Here is a 16,824-nt window from a genome sequence, read left to right as displayed (position 1 = left end):
AGGATGACTAGTTGGTTCCGATCTTGGCCAGCAGGTCCACGATGCGGCCCTGCACATCGTCGGTCGTCGCCCGCTCGGCCAGGAAGAGCACGCTCTCCCCCGAGGCCAGCCGCGGCAGTTCGGACGCGTCGATGCCGGTGGCCGTGTAGACGACCAGCGGGGTGCGGTTCAGCTGCCCGTTGGCGCGCAGCCAGTCCACGATGCCGGCCCGCCTGCGGCGCACCTGCATCAGGTCCATCACCACCAGGTTGGGCCGCATCCGCGTGGCCAGCTCCACGGCGTCCGTGTCGGCGCCCGCCCGGGCGACCTGCAGGCCGCGCCGTTCCAGGGCCGTGGTCAGGGCGGCCGCGATCTCGTCGTGCTCCTCGATCAGCAGCACCCGCGAGGGGTGCTGCTCGCTGTCGCGCGGGGCGAGCGCCTTGAGCAGCACCGCAGGGTCGGCGCCGTATGCGGCCTCCCGCGTGGCGTGCCCCAGACCGGCCGTGACCAGGACGGGCACCTCGGCGGCCACCGCGGCCTGGCGCAGCGACTGGAGGGCGGTCCGGGTGATCGGCCCGGTCAGCGGGTCCACGAACAGGGCGGCGGGGAACGCGGCGATCTGCGCGTCCACCTCCTCGCGGGAGTGCACGATCACCGGGCGGTAGCCGCGGTCGCTGAGGGCCTGCTGGGTCTGCACGTCGGGTGCGGGCCACACCAGGAGGCGGCGGGGGTTGTCCAGCGGCTCCGGCGGAAGCTCGTCGTCCACGGGCCGCGGCACGGGCCGGTTGACCACCTCCACCGCGCCGCCCGGGCCGTCCAGCGGCTCGGGGCCCTCGTCGGAACCCGCCTCGGGGGCTCCTATGGCGAACGCCCGGCCCTGGGGCGCCGGCTCGGCAAGGCGCCGCCGCCGCCCGGAGCCCGTTCCGTTCGGGTCCACGGAGATCCCCTGGCCCAGCGTGCCGAGGGCGCGCACGCTGATCGGCTGCGCGGCCTGGCCCTCGGCGGGGGCGTCCTGCGACTGCCGGGCCCCGGGGACCGCGGCCTGGCCGGAGGCCCCGCCGTCCTCGGGAGCCGTCCGCGCCGCCGGCACCGGCCAGGACGAGGCGGTCTGGAGCGCACGCCGCCGCCCGGTCGGCTGTACGGGTTCCTCCGCGCCCTCGGCGGCCTGCGGGACGGGAGCTTCGGACTCGGCCACGGGGGCGCCGAGCACCCGGCGCCCGCGCCGCGCGCCCGGGCCGTCGGAGGCCGCCTCGGCGGCGGCCGAAGCGGCCGGTGGGGAACCGGGTCCGGCCGCGGCCGGGTTCTGCGGAGCGGGGGGAGCCGGGGTCGGCCCCGCGGGCAGCGCGAAGCCGCCCTCGGGGGCGATCGGCCGTACGGGGGCCTGCCCCGGAGCGGGAGCCGGACGGAGCCCGGTCGCCGGCACGGGGCCGCCGTTCTGCGCCGGACCGGCCGCGCCCAGCGCACGGCGCCGCCCCGCGGGGTGCTCGGTCACCGGAACGGGGGGAACCTGGGGCGCCGACGGCAACACGGGTACCGGCGGCACGGGCGCCATCGCGGGCGCGGGGGGCAGCGCGGGCATGGCGTTGCCCTGCGGGGGGACGGGCCGGCCGGGGCCGCCCTGCCCGCCTTCGCCACTGCCGTCGCCGTCGCGCCCGCGGCGCCGCCCGGTGCCGAGCCCCGCCGGGTTCACCGGGGACTGCGCGAGCTCCGGACCGCCGCCGTCGGTCTCGTCCGCCCGGCGCCTCCCTGAGGCGAGCGCCAGGGCGCCGCCGCCCTCGGCGGGCTTCGAGGCACCGGGGGCGCCGGCCGGGTCGTCGAGGAACGCGTCGACTCCGCGCCGGGCCCGCCGTCCGCCGGGACCGGTGGCGGTCGCGGTGGGCCCGGTCGGCGCGCTCTCCTTGGCCGGGGGCTCCTCCTCCGGCTCCGGGAGGGTCACCGTCCCGGCTCCCGCGCCGAGCGGCAGCTCCAGCACGTAGGCCCCGCCGGGCGCGCCCGGCACCTCCACCGTCTGCAGCACACCGCCGTGCGCGGCCACGATGCCCCGCACGATCGGCTCGTGCACCGGGCTCCCGCCCTCGTACGGCCCGCGCACCTCGATCCGTACGACGTCTCCGCGCTGCGCGGCGGCCACCACGATCGTCGAGTCGCCGTACCCGCTGCCCTGGGCGGTCTTGCCGGTGGCGTCCACCCCGGCGACATCCGCGACCAGGTGGGCGAGGGCGGTCGCGATGCGGTCGCCGTCCACCTCGGCCTCGATGGTCGGCGCGTGGACGGCGAACTGGGCGCGCCCCGGCCCGATCAGCTCGACCGCGCCGTCGACCCCGGCCGTGACCACGCCGTTGATCAGGACCTTCTTCTTCTGGAGCCGGTCGCCGCCGGAGTCCAGGCGCTGGAAGCCGAGCACGTTGTCCACGAGCGTGGTCATCCGCGAGTACCCGGCGGCCAGATGGTGCAGCAGCTGGTTGGCCTCGGGCCACAGCTGTCCCGCGTCGTCGGCGGCCAGCGTCGCCAGCTCCCCGCGCAGCTCGTCCAACGGGCCGCGCAGCGACTCGCCGAGTACGGCCAGCAGCTGGGCGTGGCGCGCGGCCAGGGCGTCGTAGGGCCGGCGGTCGGTGAAGGTCATGACGGCGCCGACGAGCTGCTCCCCGTCCCGTACGGGAGAGGTGGTCAGGTCCACGGCGACGGGCTGCCCGGCCTTGTTCCACAGCACCTGCCCGCGCACCCGGTGCTTGCGTCCGCTGCGCAGGGTGTCGGCGAGGGGGGACTCCTCGAAGGGGAACGGCGAGCCGTCGGCGCGCGAGTGCTGGACCAGGCCGTGCAGTTCGCGGTTGCCCAGGTCGGTGGCGCGGTAGCCGAGGATCTGCGCGGCGGCGGGGTTGACCAGCACCACCCGGCCGTCGGTGTCCGTGCCCACGACGCCCTCGGCGGCGGCCCGCAGGATCATCTCGGTCTGCCGCTGGGAGCGGGCCAGCTCGGCCTCGGTGTCCACCGTCTGAGAGAGGTCCCGTACGACGAGCATCAGCAGCTCGTCGCCGGTGTACGAGGGTTGCGGCTCGCGGTAGGCGTCCCGGCCGTCGAGGTGGGCGCTGGTGACCTCGACGGGGAACTCGCTGCCGTCGGTACGGCGCGCGGTCATCCGGGTGGGCTTGGTGCGCCCGCCCTCGTCCTCGCCGGGCCGGCGCATGGAGCCGGGGATCAGCTTGGAGTCGAATTCGGGCAGCAGGTCGAGCAGGCCGCGGCCGACCAGCCCGGTACCCGGACTCTCCATCACCTCGAGGGCGATCGAATTGGCGTTGACGACCGTGCCGTTGGCGTTGACGAGCAACAGCGCGTCCGGAAGAGCGTCGAGTATTGCTGCGAGGCGAGCAGCGCCTCGGGATGGCCTGCTGCTCACGACGAGCTTCCTCCCTGACCACAACTACCGGCAAGTCACGGGAGGAGTCTAAGGCCACAGCCCCGCGGCGGGGTGGCCGAAGTGCGGTGTATAGCGCCCATTCCGCGCATCCTCCCAGGTCAGGAACGCCCACTCGGAAGCAGAGGTTCCAACTCGTCCCACCGGCTGATTTCGCATCCGTCGGTCCGGCGGAAGGTCGCGTCGACCTTCTGCCCCCGCCAGGTACCGGTGATGCGGGCGGTGGCCGGGCCCCCGTGCTGCATGGTGCAGATCTGCCGCTTGGAGACGGGGGCGAACGGGTCCCTGCCCTCCGCGGCGAGCTGGTCCAGTCGCGCGCATGCCTGTTCCCTCTGGGGGTGGTCGCCGCCGGCGGGATCGCATTCGAGTCGGTACTCGCGGTCCAACTGGCGGTTTCCGGTGTCGGCCATGGTGATGGAGAGGCGGTCGGGGGCCTTCATCAGCAGCCCGCCCAGGGGCAGCGGCGGTAGTGGCCCGGCCACGGCGGTGGCCAGGGCGGAGGTGACGGCGAAGGCGGCGAGACGCATCATGGGGGCACTCCAGGTCGTCCGTACGTCGTACGGCTGACCAACGACGGGGGCGCGCGGACGTTGCGTGCGGCAGGGCTTTAAGGCTTTGCCCTCCGGCCGTGCGTCCTAGTACCGTGGGAGCGGATTGGTGACCGGCCCTGCGCCTGTGTCATCATCTGCACGCACCTTCGTACGCGGGGGTGTGCTGGAGGCGTCGCCTAGTCCGGTCTATGGCGCCGCACTGCTAATGCGGTTTGGGGCTTACCCCCCATCGAGGGTTCAAATCCCTCCGCCTCCGCACCTGACGAAGCCCCGGTCCCTGTGGACCGGGGCTTCGGTGTTTCCCGGCGCGGCCGCCGCCCGATCCGATCTGTGTGCGACCCGTCCGCACTCCTCCGGATGATCTTCTTCAGGGGTGTTTCCGCAGATCAAGCATGGTTTGCCTAATGGATTTCGCGTCCCGGCGAGGTCCATGTATTGTTGTTCTCGCAAGGCCAACGGGGCGCAAAACCCCAGCAAGCCAAGCACTCGTAGCTTAACGGATAGAGCATCTGACTACGGATCAGAAGGTTGCAGGTTCGAATCCTGCCGAGTGCACAGCCTGAGAGGCCCCCCGGTTCGCCGGGGGGCCTCTTGCGTTGCCCGGGCGGGGGCTCGTCGGGTCCGTCTCCTCCTTGATGGGGAGGGGGCACCCCGGAGGGAGTGGGGGGCGGGATGGCTCTGGCGGGGGATGCGGGTTACCCCGCGGCCTCGGTACGGTTTTGAAGATCCTTCGAAGAAGATCGTTCGAAATCGGAACAAGGGGGCACCCCATGGGACTGTTCGGGAACGCGCACACCGTCGACCCCGTGTCCGCGCAGCGGGACTACGCGCGGCTGCTGGGACAGGGGGAACAGGTCCACGCGGCGTACCTGCTGATCCGGGACACGATCCTGTTCACCGACCGGCGGCTGGTGCTCATCGACAAGCAGGGGCTCACGGGGAAGAAGGTGGAGTACCACTCCGTCCCCTACCGGAGCATCACCCACTTCTCTGTGGAGACCGCCGGCCACTTCGATCTCGACGCCGAGCTCAAGATCTGGATATCCGGGACCCCGGCGCCGATCGAGAAGACCTTCACCAAGGGGGTCGACATCTACGAGGTGCAGGCGATCCTGACGCAGTTCGTCGCCCGGTAGCCGTGTCCGCCCTTGGGGATGCCTCGCGTCACAGGACGCGGGGGAGCCCCGTCACGGACATCACCAGGGAGTAGAGGGAGGTGGTGGCGGTGATGAAGAGACGGTTGTTCCGGGGGCCGCCGAAGGCGATGTTCGAGACGGGCTCGGGGACGCGGACGCGGCCGATCAGGGTGCCGTCCGGGGCGTAGCAGTGGACGCCGGACTCCATCGCGGCCGCCCACAACCTGCCCTCGTCGTCGAAGCGGATGTTGTCGGCCGAGGGGCAGTCGGTGAACACGCGGTCGCCGGTGAGGGCGCCGCCGTCGGTGACCTTGAAGGCGCGGATGTGGCCCGCCCGGGTGTCCGCGGCGTACAGCTCGGCCTCGTCGGGGGAGAAGACCAGTCCGTTCGGACCCAGGAAGCCGTCCGCGACCACGCGGACCGCGCCGGTGGCCGGATCGGCGCGGTAGAGGTTGCAGGCGCCGATCTCGCCGGGGGCGCGCCGGCCCTCGTAGTCGCTGGTGATGCCGAAGTCCGGGTCCGAGAACCAGACGGAGCCGTCCGAGCGGACCACCGCGTCGTTCGGGCTGTTGAGCCGCTTGCCGTCGAAGCGGTCGGCGATGACGGTGAGGCTGCCGTCCGGTTCGGTGCGGGTGACGCGGCGGTTGCCCTGTTCGCAGGTGATCAGGCGGCCCTCGCGGTCCAGGGTGTTGCCGTTGGCGTGGCCGGCCGGGGAGCGGAAGACGGAGACCGCGCCGGTCGCCTCGTCCCACCGCAGGATCCGGTCGTTGGGGATGTCGCTCCACACCAACTGGCGCCAGGCGGGCAGATAGAGCGGGCCTTCCGCCCAGCGGCAGTCGTCGTGGAGCCGTTCCAGGCGCAGGTCGCCGTTGGCACAGCGGCCGGTCCGGAAGCGATCGTCCAGAATCTCGTACAAGGCGAGGTCGGCTATGGCAGACACAGTTCCCCCTGAGGTCAGAATGCCGAATGAAATTCGGCCTGAGGGTGAGATTGCAGGATCAGGTACTGTCTTCGCAAGGGCCGACGGGCCCATGGGAGGAAGATCGCGTGGACGACATCGACCGGGCGCTCGTCCAGCGCCTCCAGCAGGACGCGGGCCAGTCGTACGCCGCCCTCGGCACGGCCGTCGGGCTGTCGGCCGGGGCCACCCACGAGCGCGTACGGAAACTGCGCGAGCGCGGGGTGATCCGCCGCACCACCGTCGACGTCGACCCGACCGCCGTGGGCAGCGGGGTGCTGGCCTACGTGATGGTCGACTCCAACGCGTGGATGGGCGAGTCCGGCGATGCCTTCGCCGCGATCCCCGAGATCCAGGAGGCGCACATCATTGCGGGCAGCGCCTCGGTCATGGTCAAGGTGCGCACCGCCACGACCGGGCAGTTGCAGGACGTGCTGCGCCGCCTCTACGCCATCGACGGTGTCATCGGGACGCACGCCACCGTCGTGCTGGACACCTTCTTCGAGCGGCCCCTTCCGCTGTGACCTGGCGGTGTTCCGGCGTCCGGTGGAGCGGCGGCCTGCCCGCCGTCGGCTGGTACGCGCAGGGGCGCGGGACGCGGGAGAGCGTGCTCGCGTACGGGCAGCGGCTGGCCTTCGTCGCGCGCGGGGAGCGGCGCTGCCCGGGCGTGTGGCGGGCCGGGAAGCGGACGCCCTGCCCCACGGGCGCCGCCGTGCCCGGCCGGACGGGGAACGCCCAGTGCCCCGAGTGTGCGCGCCTGGACCGGTCCTTCTCGGTGGCGGCCGACACCAACGCCGCCGATCCGCGGACCTACCGGGTCTACCTGGCCTGGTTCGGGCCCGGTCTGGTCAAGGTCGGCATCACCGCCGAGGAGCGCGGTTCCGTCCGGCTGCTGGAGCAGGGCGCGGTGGCCTGGGCCTGGCTGGGGCGCGGGCCGCTGATGGCGGCCCGGCGTACCGAGGAGCTGCTGCGGGCCGCGCTCGGGGTGCCGGACCGGATCGCGTACGCCCGTAAACGCGCCGTACGGGCAGGGCTGCCGCCCGTGCCCGAACGGGCCCTGGAGGTCGCCGAGCTGCACGCGCGCGCCGCAGCCCTGCCGGGATGGCCGGACTCGCTGGAGCGGGTGGAGTGCGAAGTCGTCGACCACGCCGTGGCGTTCGGCTTGGCGGGGCTGCCCGCCCCCACCCGGGTCGTCACCGAGATGGTGGCCGGCGGGGCCGTGACGGGGGTGCTGGCGGCCGCGGCCGGACCCGATCTACACCTCGCGGACGGGCTCGTCGTGGACGGCCGGCTGCTGGCCGGCTGGGAGCTGGCCGTCCCCGAAGGCGAGGCGTGGACGGCGGCGCCCTCGGCGGAGGTCTCCGTCGCCGTCCGTCCCCCGGCCGAGCAGGACGGGCTGTTCTGAGGACGCCGCGCGGGTCCCGGCCCGGGGTGGCGACGTCGGCGGCCATGGTCAAAACTTGGATCCCTTTGGCCTTCAGGGGCTGATTCCGGTGGACATGCGGGAGGGCGCCGCCGAGGGTGGTGCCCATGACTCTTCAGCCCCTTCGGCCCCTTCCGGCCTTCGAACCGCCTTACCTGATGGCGGTGTTCAGCAGCGTCCGCGGCGCCGACGAGAGCGGTTACGCCGAGACCCTCGACCGGATGAACGAGATCGTCGCCGCGAACCCGGGCTTCCTCGGGCAGGAGTCCGCGGGCACCCCCGGCGGGCTCGGCATCACCGTCGCCTACTTCCGCGACCACGCGTCCCTCGCACGGTGGCGGCAGGACGCGGAACACCAGGCGGCCATGGAGCAGGGGCGCGCCCACTGGTACGAGAGCTACACCCTGCACGTCGCGACCGTCGAGCGGAGCCACGGCTTTGTCCACCACGGCTGAGGCGGTCCGGGCCTTCCGCACCCGGCTCGGGCTGCCCGGGCTGGTCGACGTCCACACGCACTTCATGCCCGAGCGGGTGCTGGAGAAGGTGTGGGACTACTTCGACGCGGTCGGCCCGCTGACCGGCGTCGAGTGGCCCATCACCTACCGGTACGAAGAGGAGCAGCGGGTCGCGCTGCTGCGGGAGTTCGGCGTACGGGCCTTCACCGCTATGCTCTACCCGCACAAGCCGGAGATGGCCGCCTGGCTCAACGCCTGGTCCGCCGACTTCGCCGCCCGGACGCCCGACTGCCTGCACACCGCGACCTTCTTCCCGGAGGACGGCGCCGCCGGGTACGTCCGCCGGGCCCTTGAAGCGGGGGCGCGCGTCTTTAAGGCACACCTCCAGGTCGGCGGCTACGACCCGAACGACGACCGGCTCGACCCCGTCTGGGGCCTCCTCGCCGAGGCCGGCACGCCGATCGTGATCCACTGCGGCTCCGGGCCCGTCCCCGGGAAGCACACCGGGCCCGAGCCGGTCGCCCGGCTGCTGGCCCGCCACCCGCGACTGCCCCTGGTCATCGCCCACATGGGCATGCCCGAGTACGCCGAATTCCTCGACCTCGCCGACCGCCACCCCGAGGTCCGCCTGGACACCACGATGGCCTTCACCGACTTCTCCGAGCAGTTCAGCGCCTTCCCGCGCGCGGAGCTGGGGCGGCTCGCCGACCTCGGCGACCGCATCCTGCTCGGCACCGACTTCCCGAACATCCCGTACCCGTACGACGGACAGCTCCTCGCCCTCGAACGACTCGGGCTGGGGGACGCGTGGCTGCGCGCGGTCTGCCACGACAACGGGGCCCGGCTGTTCCGTCTTCCCGGCTGACCCGTCGACCGTCCGTTCCCGCGCCTCCCGGGGCGGATCCGGGCCCGTCCGTCCGCGCTTCCGGCAGGTGCGGTCGTTTCTCAGGAAATTCACAGGTACGCGCAAGAACGCTCTCAGAGGCGCCGTACAGCGTGGTCGCATGACTGCGACGACCACCTCACACGCGTCCCCGTCCACCAGCAATCCCACGGCCCTGGTGCGGCCCGACGGCGGGCCCTGCCGGGTGCTCGTCGTCGACGACGAGGCCTCGCTCTCCGAGCTGCTGTCCATGGCGCTGCGCTACGAGGGCTGCGAGGTCCGCAGCGCCGGGGACGGGGCGGCGGCGGTGCGTGCGGCGCGGGAGTTCCGGCCGGACGTGGTGGTCCTCGACGTCATGCTCCCCGACATGGACGGGCTCGCCGTCCTCGGACGGCTGCGTCGCGAGATCCCGCAGGTCCCGGTGCTGTTCCTGACGGCGAAGGACTCCGTCGAGGACCGGATCGCGGGCCTCACCGCGGGCGGGGACGACTACGTCACCAAGCCGTTCAGCCTGGAGGAGGTCGTGGCGCGGCTGCGCGGCCTGGTCCGGCGTTCGGGTGCGGCGCAGGCCGCCCGCGGCGGGTCCGTCCTGGCCGTCGGCGACCTGACCCTCGACGAGGACAGCCACGAGGTGGTCCGCGGCGGCCTGGAGATCCACCTGACCGCGACCGAGTTCGAGCTGCTGCGCTACCTGATGCGCAACCCGCGCCGGGTGCTGAGCAAGGCGCAGATCCTGGACCGGGTGTGGTCGTACGACTTCGGCGGCCAGGCCAACGTGGTCGAGCTGTACATCTCCTACCTCCGCCGGAAGCTGGAGAGCGGCCCCGGGCTGGCGCCGATGATCCACACCCGGCGCGGCGCCGGCTACCTGATCAAGCCGGCCGAGTAGTGGCCCTGCGCGCGTCCCGGCCGGGACGTCCGCCGCGTCCCGGCCGGCCGCCGGAGCCCGGGCGGCCCCCGCGGTCGAAGCGTGCGCCGTGGTGGCGCAGTCCGGCCCGGTCGCGCAGGCGGCCCTGGTCGCTGAGGACCCGGCTCGTCGTCTCGGCGGTGCTGCTGATCGCCGTGGTCGGCGCCTCCATCGGCACCGTCACCACCCTCGCCCTGCGCTCCTACCTGGTCGACCAGCTCGACAAGCAGCTGCGGATCTCCGTCGACATGGGCACCCGCGGCCCCGGCAGCGGAAAGGCCGCCCGGGAAGGGGGCCTGGGCTCCGTCCTCGGCCCCGGCACCCCCCTGGGCGCCACCGGGGTCCGGCTCGACTCCGACGGCACGGTGGCCGGAACGGCGCGCAGCGTCCGCGTCGAGGACCCCGAGCTCGGAAACCGCGAGCTCCTCACCCCCGCCCAGACCGCCGCCCTCCAGGCGGTCGCCCTCACCGCCGAACCGGGCCGCGCCGAGCCGGTGGACCTGCACCTGCCGGGGCTCGGTGCGTACCGCGTGCTGTCCGCCCCCGACGGGAGCCTGGTCCTGGGCTTCCCCCTGCACGAGCTCGACTCCACCGTGGAGACCCTGATCGGGGTCGAGGTCTGCGTCACCCTGGCCGGGCTGATCGCCGCCTCCCTCGCCGGTCAGGCCCTGGTCGGGGTCGCCCTGCGCCCGCTGCGACGGGTCGCCGCCACCGCCACCCGGGTCTCCGAACTGCCGCTCCACAGCGGCGAACCCGCGCTCGACGAACGGGTGCCGGACGCCGAGGCCGACCCCCGTACGGAGGTCGGCCAGGTCGGTGCGGCCCTCAACCGGATGCTGGGCCACGTCTCCTCCGCCCTCACCGCCCGCCAGCAGAGCGAGACCCGGGTCCGCCAGTTCGTCGCCGACGCCAGCCACGAGCTGCGCACCCCGCTCGCGTCGATCCGCGGTTACGCGGAGCTGACCCGACGGGGACGGGAGGAGCCCGGCCCCGACACCCGGCACGCCCTCGGCCGCATCGAGTCCGAGGCCACCCGGATGACCGGCCTGGTCGAGGACCTGCTGCTGCTGGCCCGGCTCGACGCCGGCCGCCCGCTCGCCACCGGCGACACCGAGACGGACATGGCCCCCCTCGTCATCGACGCGGTCAGCGACGCGCGGGCCGCCGGGCCCGGACACCACTGGCGCCTGCACCTGCCGGAGGAGCCCGCGACGATCCTCGCCGACCCTGCCCGGATCCAGCAGGTCTTGGTCAACCTGCTGGCCAACGCCCGCACCCACACCCCGCCCGGCACCACCGTCACGGCGCGTGTTTCACGTGAAACATCCGCCGTCCGGCTCCGGATCGAGGACGACGGGCCCGGGATCGCACCCGACCTGCTCCCCCACGTCTTCGAGCGCTTCGCCCGGGGCGACGCCTCCCGCTCCCGGGGTGCGGGATCCACCGGGCTCGGCCTCGCCATCGTCCAAGCCGTGGTGACGGCCCACGGCGGACAGGTCGACGTGCGGAGCGAGCCCGGACGGACCTGTTTCGAGGTCCTGCTGCCCCCGGCTCCGACGGGTACGGCCGGGGACTCACAGACGGGGCACAGGCTCACCACACAGCGGTGACAGGGCGCTCCACGAGGCTCGTCGCATGTCAACCGACGCCTCTCCCGGGGCCCTTCCGGCACGGGCCCACCTCGCGCCCCTGCCCGGCGAGCCCGTCCTCGACGTGGTGATACCGGTCTTCAACGAGGAGAAGGACCTCGACCGGTGCGTGCGCCGACTGCACGACCACCTCACCCGCACCTTCCCGTACCCGTTCCGGATCACGGTCGCCGACAACGCCAGCACCGACCGGACCCCCGAGGTCGCGGCCGGGCTCGTCACCGCCCTGGACGGCGTGCGCAGCACCCGGCTGGAGGAGAAGGGCCGGGGCAGGGCCCTGCGCACGGTCTGGACCGGCTCGGACGCGCCGATCCTCGCGTACATGGACGTGGACCTCTCCACCGACCTGAACGCCCTGCTGCCGCTGGTGGCCCCGCTGATCTCCGGCCACTCCGACCTCGCCATCGGCACCCGCCTCGCCCGCTCCTCGCGGGTGGTGCGCGGGGCGAAGCGGGAGTTCGTCTCCCGCGCCTACAACCTCCTCCTGCGCTCCTCCCTCGCCGCCGGGTTCAGTGACGCCCAGTGCGGGTTCAAGGCCATCCGCCGCGACGTCGCCGAGCGGCTGCTGCCGCTGGTGGAGGACTCGGGCTGGTTCTTCGACACCGAACTGCTCGTGCTCGCCGAACGGGCCGGACTGCGCATCCACGAGGTGCCGGTGGACTGGGTCGACGACCCCGACTCCACCGTCCACATCGCCCGGACCGCCGCCGAGGACCTCAAGGGCGTCTGGCGGGTGGGCCGCGCGCTCGCCGTCGGGGCCCCGCCGCTGGACCGCCTCGCCCGCCCCTTCGGGGACGATCCGCGCGACCGGGGCGCCCTGCCCGGCGTGGACGGTGGGCTGGCCCGCCAGCTCCTCGGCTTCTGCGCCGTCGGCGCGCTGTCCACTCTGCTCTACCTGGTCCTCTACTCCGCCATCCGCACCGGCACCGGCCCGCAGACCGCCAACGGCGCCGCCCTGCTGCTCTCCGCCGTCGCCAACACCGCCGCGAACCGCCGGCTCACCTTCGGGATCCGCGGCCGGGACCGGGCCGTGCGCCACCAGGCCCAGGGGCTGGTGGTGTTCGCGATCGGGCTGGCCCTGACCAGCGGCTCCCTCGCCGCCCTGGCGGCGGCCACCGACCGGCCGGCGCACGGCACGGAGCTGGCCGTCCTGATCACCGCCAACCTCGCCGCCACCGTGCTGCGGTTCCTGCTCTTCCGCGCCTGGGTCTTCCCCGAGCGGCGCGGCTCCGCGATCCCTACGCCCAAGGACAGCCGATGACCACGGCCGCATTTCCACTCCTCCCACCCGACGCGCCCGGTGAGCCCGCCGCGCCCGCCGCGATACGGGCCCGAACCGACCGGCCCCGCTGGGAGCGCCCCGCGTTCGCCGGGCTGCTGATCGCGACCGCCGTCCTGCTGCTGTGGGACCTGGGTTCCTCCGGGTACGCCAACTCCTTCTACTCCGCCGCCGTCCAGGCGGGCAGCGAGAACTGGAAGGCCTTCTTCTTCGGCTCCTCCGACGCCGGGAACTCCATCACCGTCGACAAGCCCCCGGCCGCCCTGTGGCCGATGATGCTGTCGGTCCGGCTGTTCGGGCTCGGCGCGTGGCAGATCCTCGTCCCGCAGGCCCTGATGGGCGTCGGGACGACGGCGGTCCTGTACGCGGCCGTCCGCCGTTCGTTCGGACCGGGGGCGGCGCTGCTGAGCGGCGCGGCCTTCGCGCTGACCCCCGTCGCGGCGCTGATGTTCCGCTTCAACAACCCCGACGCGCTGCTGACCCTGCTGCTGACGGTCACCGTGTACTGCGTGCTGCGGGCCCTCGACGGGGCGCGCACCCGGTGGCTGGTCTGGGCCGGCGTCGCGGTCGGCTTCGCCTTCCTCACCAAGACCCTGCAGGCCTTCGTCATCCTGCCGCCGCTCGCCCTCCTGTACGCCGCCTGCGCGCCCACCCGGCTGCGCAGGCGCCTGGGCCAGCTGCTGCTCGCCGGAGCCGCCGTGGTCGTGGCGGGCGGTTGGTGGGTGGCGGCCGTCGAGCTGTGGCCGGCGGGCTCGCGCCCGTACATCGGCGGCTCGCAGACCAACTCCTTCCTGGAACTGACCCTCGGCTACAACGGGCTGGGCCGGATCAACGGCAACGAGACCGGCAGCGTGGGCGGCGGCGAGCGGCCCGGCGGGGGTGGGGGCGGCGGCTGGGGCGAGACCGGCGTCGACCGCCTGTTCGCGGGCAACATCGGCGGACAGATCTCCTGGCTCCTGCCGGCCGCCCTGGCCCTGCTCGTGGCCGGCCTGGTGATGACCTGGCGGGCCCGCCGGGCCACCGACTCGCTGGAGAGCACGGCCCGGGCGGCCTTTCTGGCCTGGGGCGGTTCGCTGCTGATCACCGTGCTCGTCTTCAGCTACATGCAGGGCATCTTCCACGAGTACTACACGGTGGCGCTGGCGCCGTTCGTGGCCGCGCTCGTCGGCATGGGCGTCGCCGTGCTGTGGGAGGAGCGCGGCAGCCCGGTCGCCGTGCTCACGCTCTCGGGGGTCCTCGCCCTGACGGCGGTCTGGTCGTACGTGCTGCTCGGCCGGGCCACCGGGTACCTGCCTTGGCTGCGCTGGACGGTGCTGGTGGCGGGGCTGCTCGCCGCGGTCGCGCTGCCGTTCGCCGCGCGGGTGGGGCGCCGGGCCCTTCCGGCGGTGGCGGCGCTGGGGCTGGCGGCGGCGCTGGCCGGGCCCCTCGCGTACTGCCTGACCACCGTGACGACCGGGCACACGGGCTCCATCGTGACCGCCGGACCGGCGGTGGCGGGAGGCCGCGGCGGGCCGGGCGGCGGGATGCGGTTCGCACCCGGCGGGGAGCAGGGTCCCGGCGGTGCCGGTGTGGCCGGTGGTACCGGTCGCGCTGGTGGGACCGCCGGTGTCGCGCCCGGCGGCGCGCCGCAGGCCGGTCCGGGCGGGCAGGCGCCGAACGGCCCGGGCGGCCCGGGCGGCCAAGGCGGCCAAGGCGTACCGGGCGGCCAGGGCGGGTCCGGCGGCGGCTTCGGGCGGCCCGGGGGCGGCGCCGGTGGCGGCGGCCAGGGTGGTCCTGGCGGGCTGCTGGGCGGGACCAGGGTCGCGGCGCAGGCAACGGCCGCCCTGCGCGCGGACGCCGGCGAGTACACCTGGGCGGCGGCCGCCATCGGCTCGCAGAACGCGGCGAGCTACCAGCTGGCCTCCGGCGAGCCGGTGATGGCGATCGGCGGGTTCAACGGCAGCGACCCGTCGCCGACCCTGGAGCGGTTCCAGGAGTACGTGAAGGCCGGGAAGATCCACTGGTTCATCGGCCAGAGCGCTGCCGGGGACGGCGCCGAGGACGGTGCGGCGGGCCGCACCCGCGGTGGCGGCGGTGGCCCGTCCGGCGCCACCGGCACGGCCATCGAGACCTGGGTCAAGGCCACGTTCACGTCGTCCACCGTCGGCGGGGCCACGTTCTACGACCTGACGGCCCCGGCCACCACGCCCTGACCCACACCCCGTTCCACCCCCGGCGGGCCCCGCGCGGCGACACGGCGCGGAGCCCGCTCGGGCGTTGCCCGCCCTGCCCCGAGCCCGTCCGTGCCACGCTCGGGCCGGCGGAGCCCGTCCCCGGCGGGAACCCGCCCCCGGCGGAGCCCGTCCCGCTGTCCGGGTGGGGGCGTACCGCCCGGTGTCGGCTCGCCGCCGACCCGCCGCCCCCACAGCAGAGGCCACCGCCCGAACCCGGATGTCCCGGCTTCGGGCGGTGGCCTTCTTTCAGGCGCCGCGGGTGCCACAGCCGCCGCAGGTCTCGCGGGATGGCGCGGCGTCTCGTCGCAGGGTGCTGCGGGGAGTTCAGACCGTGGCCTGCGCGGTGGCCGGGGCCTCGGCGCCCGCCGCGGTCCCGGAGCCGGTGGCCGGGGCGTGGGCGGCCGGCTTCGAGCTCAGCGCGACCTCCTTGATGAACAGCACCAGGACCAGTCCGAGGAGCGCGAACGGGGCGGCGTACAGGAAGACGTCGCCGACGCCGTGGCCGTACGCGGCCTCGACGACCTCGCGGAACGGCGCCGGCAGCTTGTCGAGGTCCGGGATCCCGCCCCCGGCGGTGCCGCCGTGGCCCATGGCCGCGGCTTCGGGGCCGAGCGCGGTGAGACCGTCCTGGACGTAGTGGGTGACCCGGTTGGCCATGACCGCGCCCAGCGCGGAGACGCCCATGGCGCCGCCGAGCGAGCGGAAGAAGGTGACGACGGAGCTGGCCGCGCCCAGGTCCTCGGGGGCCACCTGGTTCTGGGTGGCGAGGACCAGGTTCTGCATCATCATGCCGAGGCCGAGGCCGGTCAGCGCCATGTAGATCGCGATGTGCCAGTACGGGGTGTCGTACCGCAGGGTGCCCAGCAGGCCGAGTCCGGCCGTCAGGAGCACGCCGCCGCCGACGAGCCAGGCCTTCCACCGGCCGGTCTTGGTGATCACCTGACCGGAAACGGTGGAGGAGACGAAGAGGCCGGCGATCATCGGAATCGTGAGGACTCCGGACATCGTGGGGGACTCGCCGCGGGCCAGCTGGAAGAACTGGCTGAAGAACACGGTCCCCGAGAACACCGCGATGCCCACGAACAGCGAGGCGGCCGAGGCGATGGTGATGGTCTTGTTGCGGAACAGCCGCAACGGGATGATCGGGTCGCTCGCGCGGGACTCGACGAGGACGAAGAGCAGGCCGAGCACGACGGCGCCGCCGGTCATCGCCCAGGTCTGCCAGGAGATCCAGTCGTACGAGGTGCCGGCCTGGGTGACCCAGATCAGCAGCAGCGAGACGGAGCCGCTGATCAGCAGGGCGCCGAGCCAGTCGACCTTCACGTCGCGGCGGACCACCGGAAGCTTCAGGGTCTTCTGGAGCACGACCAGCGCGATGATCGCGAAGGGGACGCCGACGTAGAAGCACCAGCGCCAGCCGAGCCACGAGGTGTCGGTGATGACGCCGCCCAGCAGCGGGCCGCCGACGGTGGCGACGGCGAAGACCGCGCCGAGGTAGCCGCTGTACCGGCCGCGCTCGCGCGGCGAGATCATCGCGGCCATGACGATCTGGGCGAGGGCGGACAGGCCGCCGACGCCGATGCCCTGGACCACGCGGCAGGCGATGAGCATCTCGGTGTTCTGCGACAGGCCCGCGACCACGGACCCGAGGACGTAGATCACCAGGGATATCTGGACCAGCAGCTTCTTGCTGAACAGGTCGGACAGCTTGCCCCACAGCGGGGTCGCCGCCGTCATGGAGAGCAGGGCCGCGGTGACGACCCAGGTGTAGGAGGACTGGGTGCCGCCGAGGTCGCCGATGATCTCGGGCAGGGCGTTGGAGACGATCGTGGAGGAGAGGATCGCCACGAACATGCCGAGCATGAGCCCGGACAGCGCCTTCATGATCTGGGGGTGGGTCATGGACGTGCCGTCGGACGTGGTCCCCGACTGGCCGCCGCCTCCCCGCACACCGGAGGGTGTGGTCGTAGCCATGTGTT

The 16,824-nt window shown here is 73.7% G+C and carries 13 protein-coding genes and 2 tRNA genes; 11 read left to right on the top strand and 4 right to left on the bottom strand.

The window, feature by feature from the left end; translation table 11 throughout:
- Positions 1–7: 7 nt before the first annotated feature.
- A complete protein-coding gene (locus ACFWTC_RS17430) occupies positions 8–3,373 on the bottom strand; it encodes a PAS domain-containing protein (RefSeq protein WP_384027709.1) in 3,366 nt (1,121 codons plus the stop codon).
- A 119-nt stretch (positions 3,374–3,492) separates the two neighbouring features.
- Positions 3,493–3,921, bottom strand: coding sequence for an SSI family serine proteinase inhibitor (locus ACFWTC_RS17425; protein ID WP_384027708.1), 429 nt, complete (start codon positions 3,919–3,921; stop codon positions 3,493–3,495).
- 186 nt (positions 3,922–4,107) lie between these two features.
- On the opposite strand from ACFWTC_RS17425, the gene ACFWTC_RS17420 reads away from it, so the two are divergent.
- The 3 genes from ACFWTC_RS17420 to ACFWTC_RS17410 all read left to right on the top strand — a co-directional run bounded on the left by ACFWTC_RS17420 (position 4,108) and on the right by ACFWTC_RS17410 (position 5,078).
- Positions 4,108–4,198, top strand: a tRNA-Ser gene (locus ACFWTC_RS17420).
- A 226-nt stretch (positions 4,199–4,424) separates the two neighbouring features.
- A tRNA-Arg gene (locus ACFWTC_RS17415) sits at positions 4,425–4,497 on the top strand.
- 215 nt (positions 4,498–4,712) lie between these two features.
- Positions 4,713–5,078: a PH domain-containing protein gene (locus ACFWTC_RS17410; protein ID WP_267721587.1), complete on the top strand. Its 366-nt coding sequence runs from the start codon at positions 4,713–4,715 to the stop codon at positions 5,076–5,078.
- Positions 5,079–5,106: 28 nt separating this feature from the next.
- Here the strand turns inward: ACFWTC_RS17410 and ACFWTC_RS17405 are convergent, their stop codons facing one another.
- Positions 5,107–6,018 (bottom strand): SMP-30/gluconolactonase/LRE family protein, encoded by a 912-nt coding sequence (locus tag ACFWTC_RS17405; RefSeq protein ID WP_383925633.1) that lies wholly within the window; start codon positions 6,016–6,018, stop codon positions 5,107–5,109.
- 107 nt (positions 6,019–6,125) lie between these two features.
- On the opposite strand from ACFWTC_RS17405, the gene ACFWTC_RS17400 reads away from it, so the two are divergent.
- The 8 genes from ACFWTC_RS17400 to ACFWTC_RS17365 all read left to right on the top strand — a co-directional run bounded on the left by ACFWTC_RS17400 (position 6,126) and on the right by ACFWTC_RS17365 (position 14,824).
- Complete coding sequence (locus ACFWTC_RS17400; RefSeq protein ID WP_383925632.1) at positions 6,126–6,560, top strand: Lrp/AsnC family transcriptional regulator; 435 nt, start codon at positions 6,126–6,128, stop codon at positions 6,558–6,560.
- Positions 6,557–7,441 (top strand): DUF2797 domain-containing protein, encoded by an 885-nt coding sequence (locus tag ACFWTC_RS17395; RefSeq protein ID WP_383925629.1) that lies wholly within the window; start codon positions 6,557–6,559, stop codon positions 7,439–7,441. Before ACFWTC_RS17400 ends, ACFWTC_RS17395 begins: the two co-directional genes overlap by 4 nt.
- A 125-nt stretch (positions 7,442–7,566) precedes the next feature.
- Positions 7,567–7,914 carry an antibiotic biosynthesis monooxygenase family protein gene (locus ACFWTC_RS17390; protein WP_383925626.1) on the top strand — a complete coding sequence of 116 codons (348 nt, stop codon included), beginning with the start codon at positions 7,567–7,569 and terminating at the stop codon, positions 7,912–7,914.
- Positions 7,898–8,779 carry an amidohydrolase family protein gene (locus ACFWTC_RS17385; RefSeq protein ID WP_383925623.1) on the top strand — a complete coding sequence of 294 codons (882 nt, stop codon included), beginning with the start codon at positions 7,898–7,900 and terminating at the stop codon, positions 8,777–8,779. The genes ACFWTC_RS17390 and ACFWTC_RS17385 overlap by 17 nt, the downstream gene beginning before the upstream one ends.
- Positions 8,780–8,918: 139 nt before the next feature.
- Entirely contained in the window at positions 8,919–9,686 is a 768-nt protein-coding gene (locus tag ACFWTC_RS17380) for a response regulator transcription factor (RefSeq protein WP_383925620.1), read from the top strand.
- Between the two features lie 158 nt (positions 9,687–9,844).
- Positions 9,845–11,314 (top strand): sensor histidine kinase, encoded by a 1,470-nt coding sequence (locus ACFWTC_RS17375; RefSeq protein WP_383925617.1) that lies wholly within the window; start codon positions 9,845–9,847, stop codon positions 11,312–11,314.
- A 25-nt stretch (positions 11,315–11,339) separates the two neighbouring features.
- Positions 11,340–12,614: a glycosyltransferase gene (locus ACFWTC_RS17370; protein ID WP_384027706.1), complete on the top strand. Its 1,275-nt coding sequence runs from the start codon at positions 11,340–11,342 to the stop codon at positions 12,612–12,614.
- Positions 12,611–14,824, top strand: coding sequence for an ArnT family glycosyltransferase (locus ACFWTC_RS17365; RefSeq protein ID WP_384027704.1), 2,214 nt, complete (start codon positions 12,611–12,613; stop codon positions 14,822–14,824). Before ACFWTC_RS17370 ends, ACFWTC_RS17365 begins: the two co-directional genes overlap by 4 nt.
- Positions 14,825–15,169: 345 nt before the next feature.
- On the opposite strand, the gene ACFWTC_RS17360 is transcribed toward ACFWTC_RS17365, so the two are convergent.
- Complete coding sequence (locus ACFWTC_RS17360) at positions 15,170–16,819, bottom strand: MDR family MFS transporter (protein ID WP_384027702.1); 1,650 nt, start codon at positions 16,817–16,819, stop codon at positions 15,170–15,172.
- Positions 16,820–16,824 lie beyond the last annotated feature (5 nt).

This window comes from Streptomyces sp. NPDC058619 (assembly GCF_042717785.1).
In the GTDB taxonomy this organism is placed as follows: Bacteria; Actinomycetota; Actinomycetes; order Streptomycetales; family Streptomycetaceae; genus Streptomyces.
Note: the sequence above shows the minus strand (reverse complement) of the source record. Positions and strands in the feature narration are given on the sequence as shown.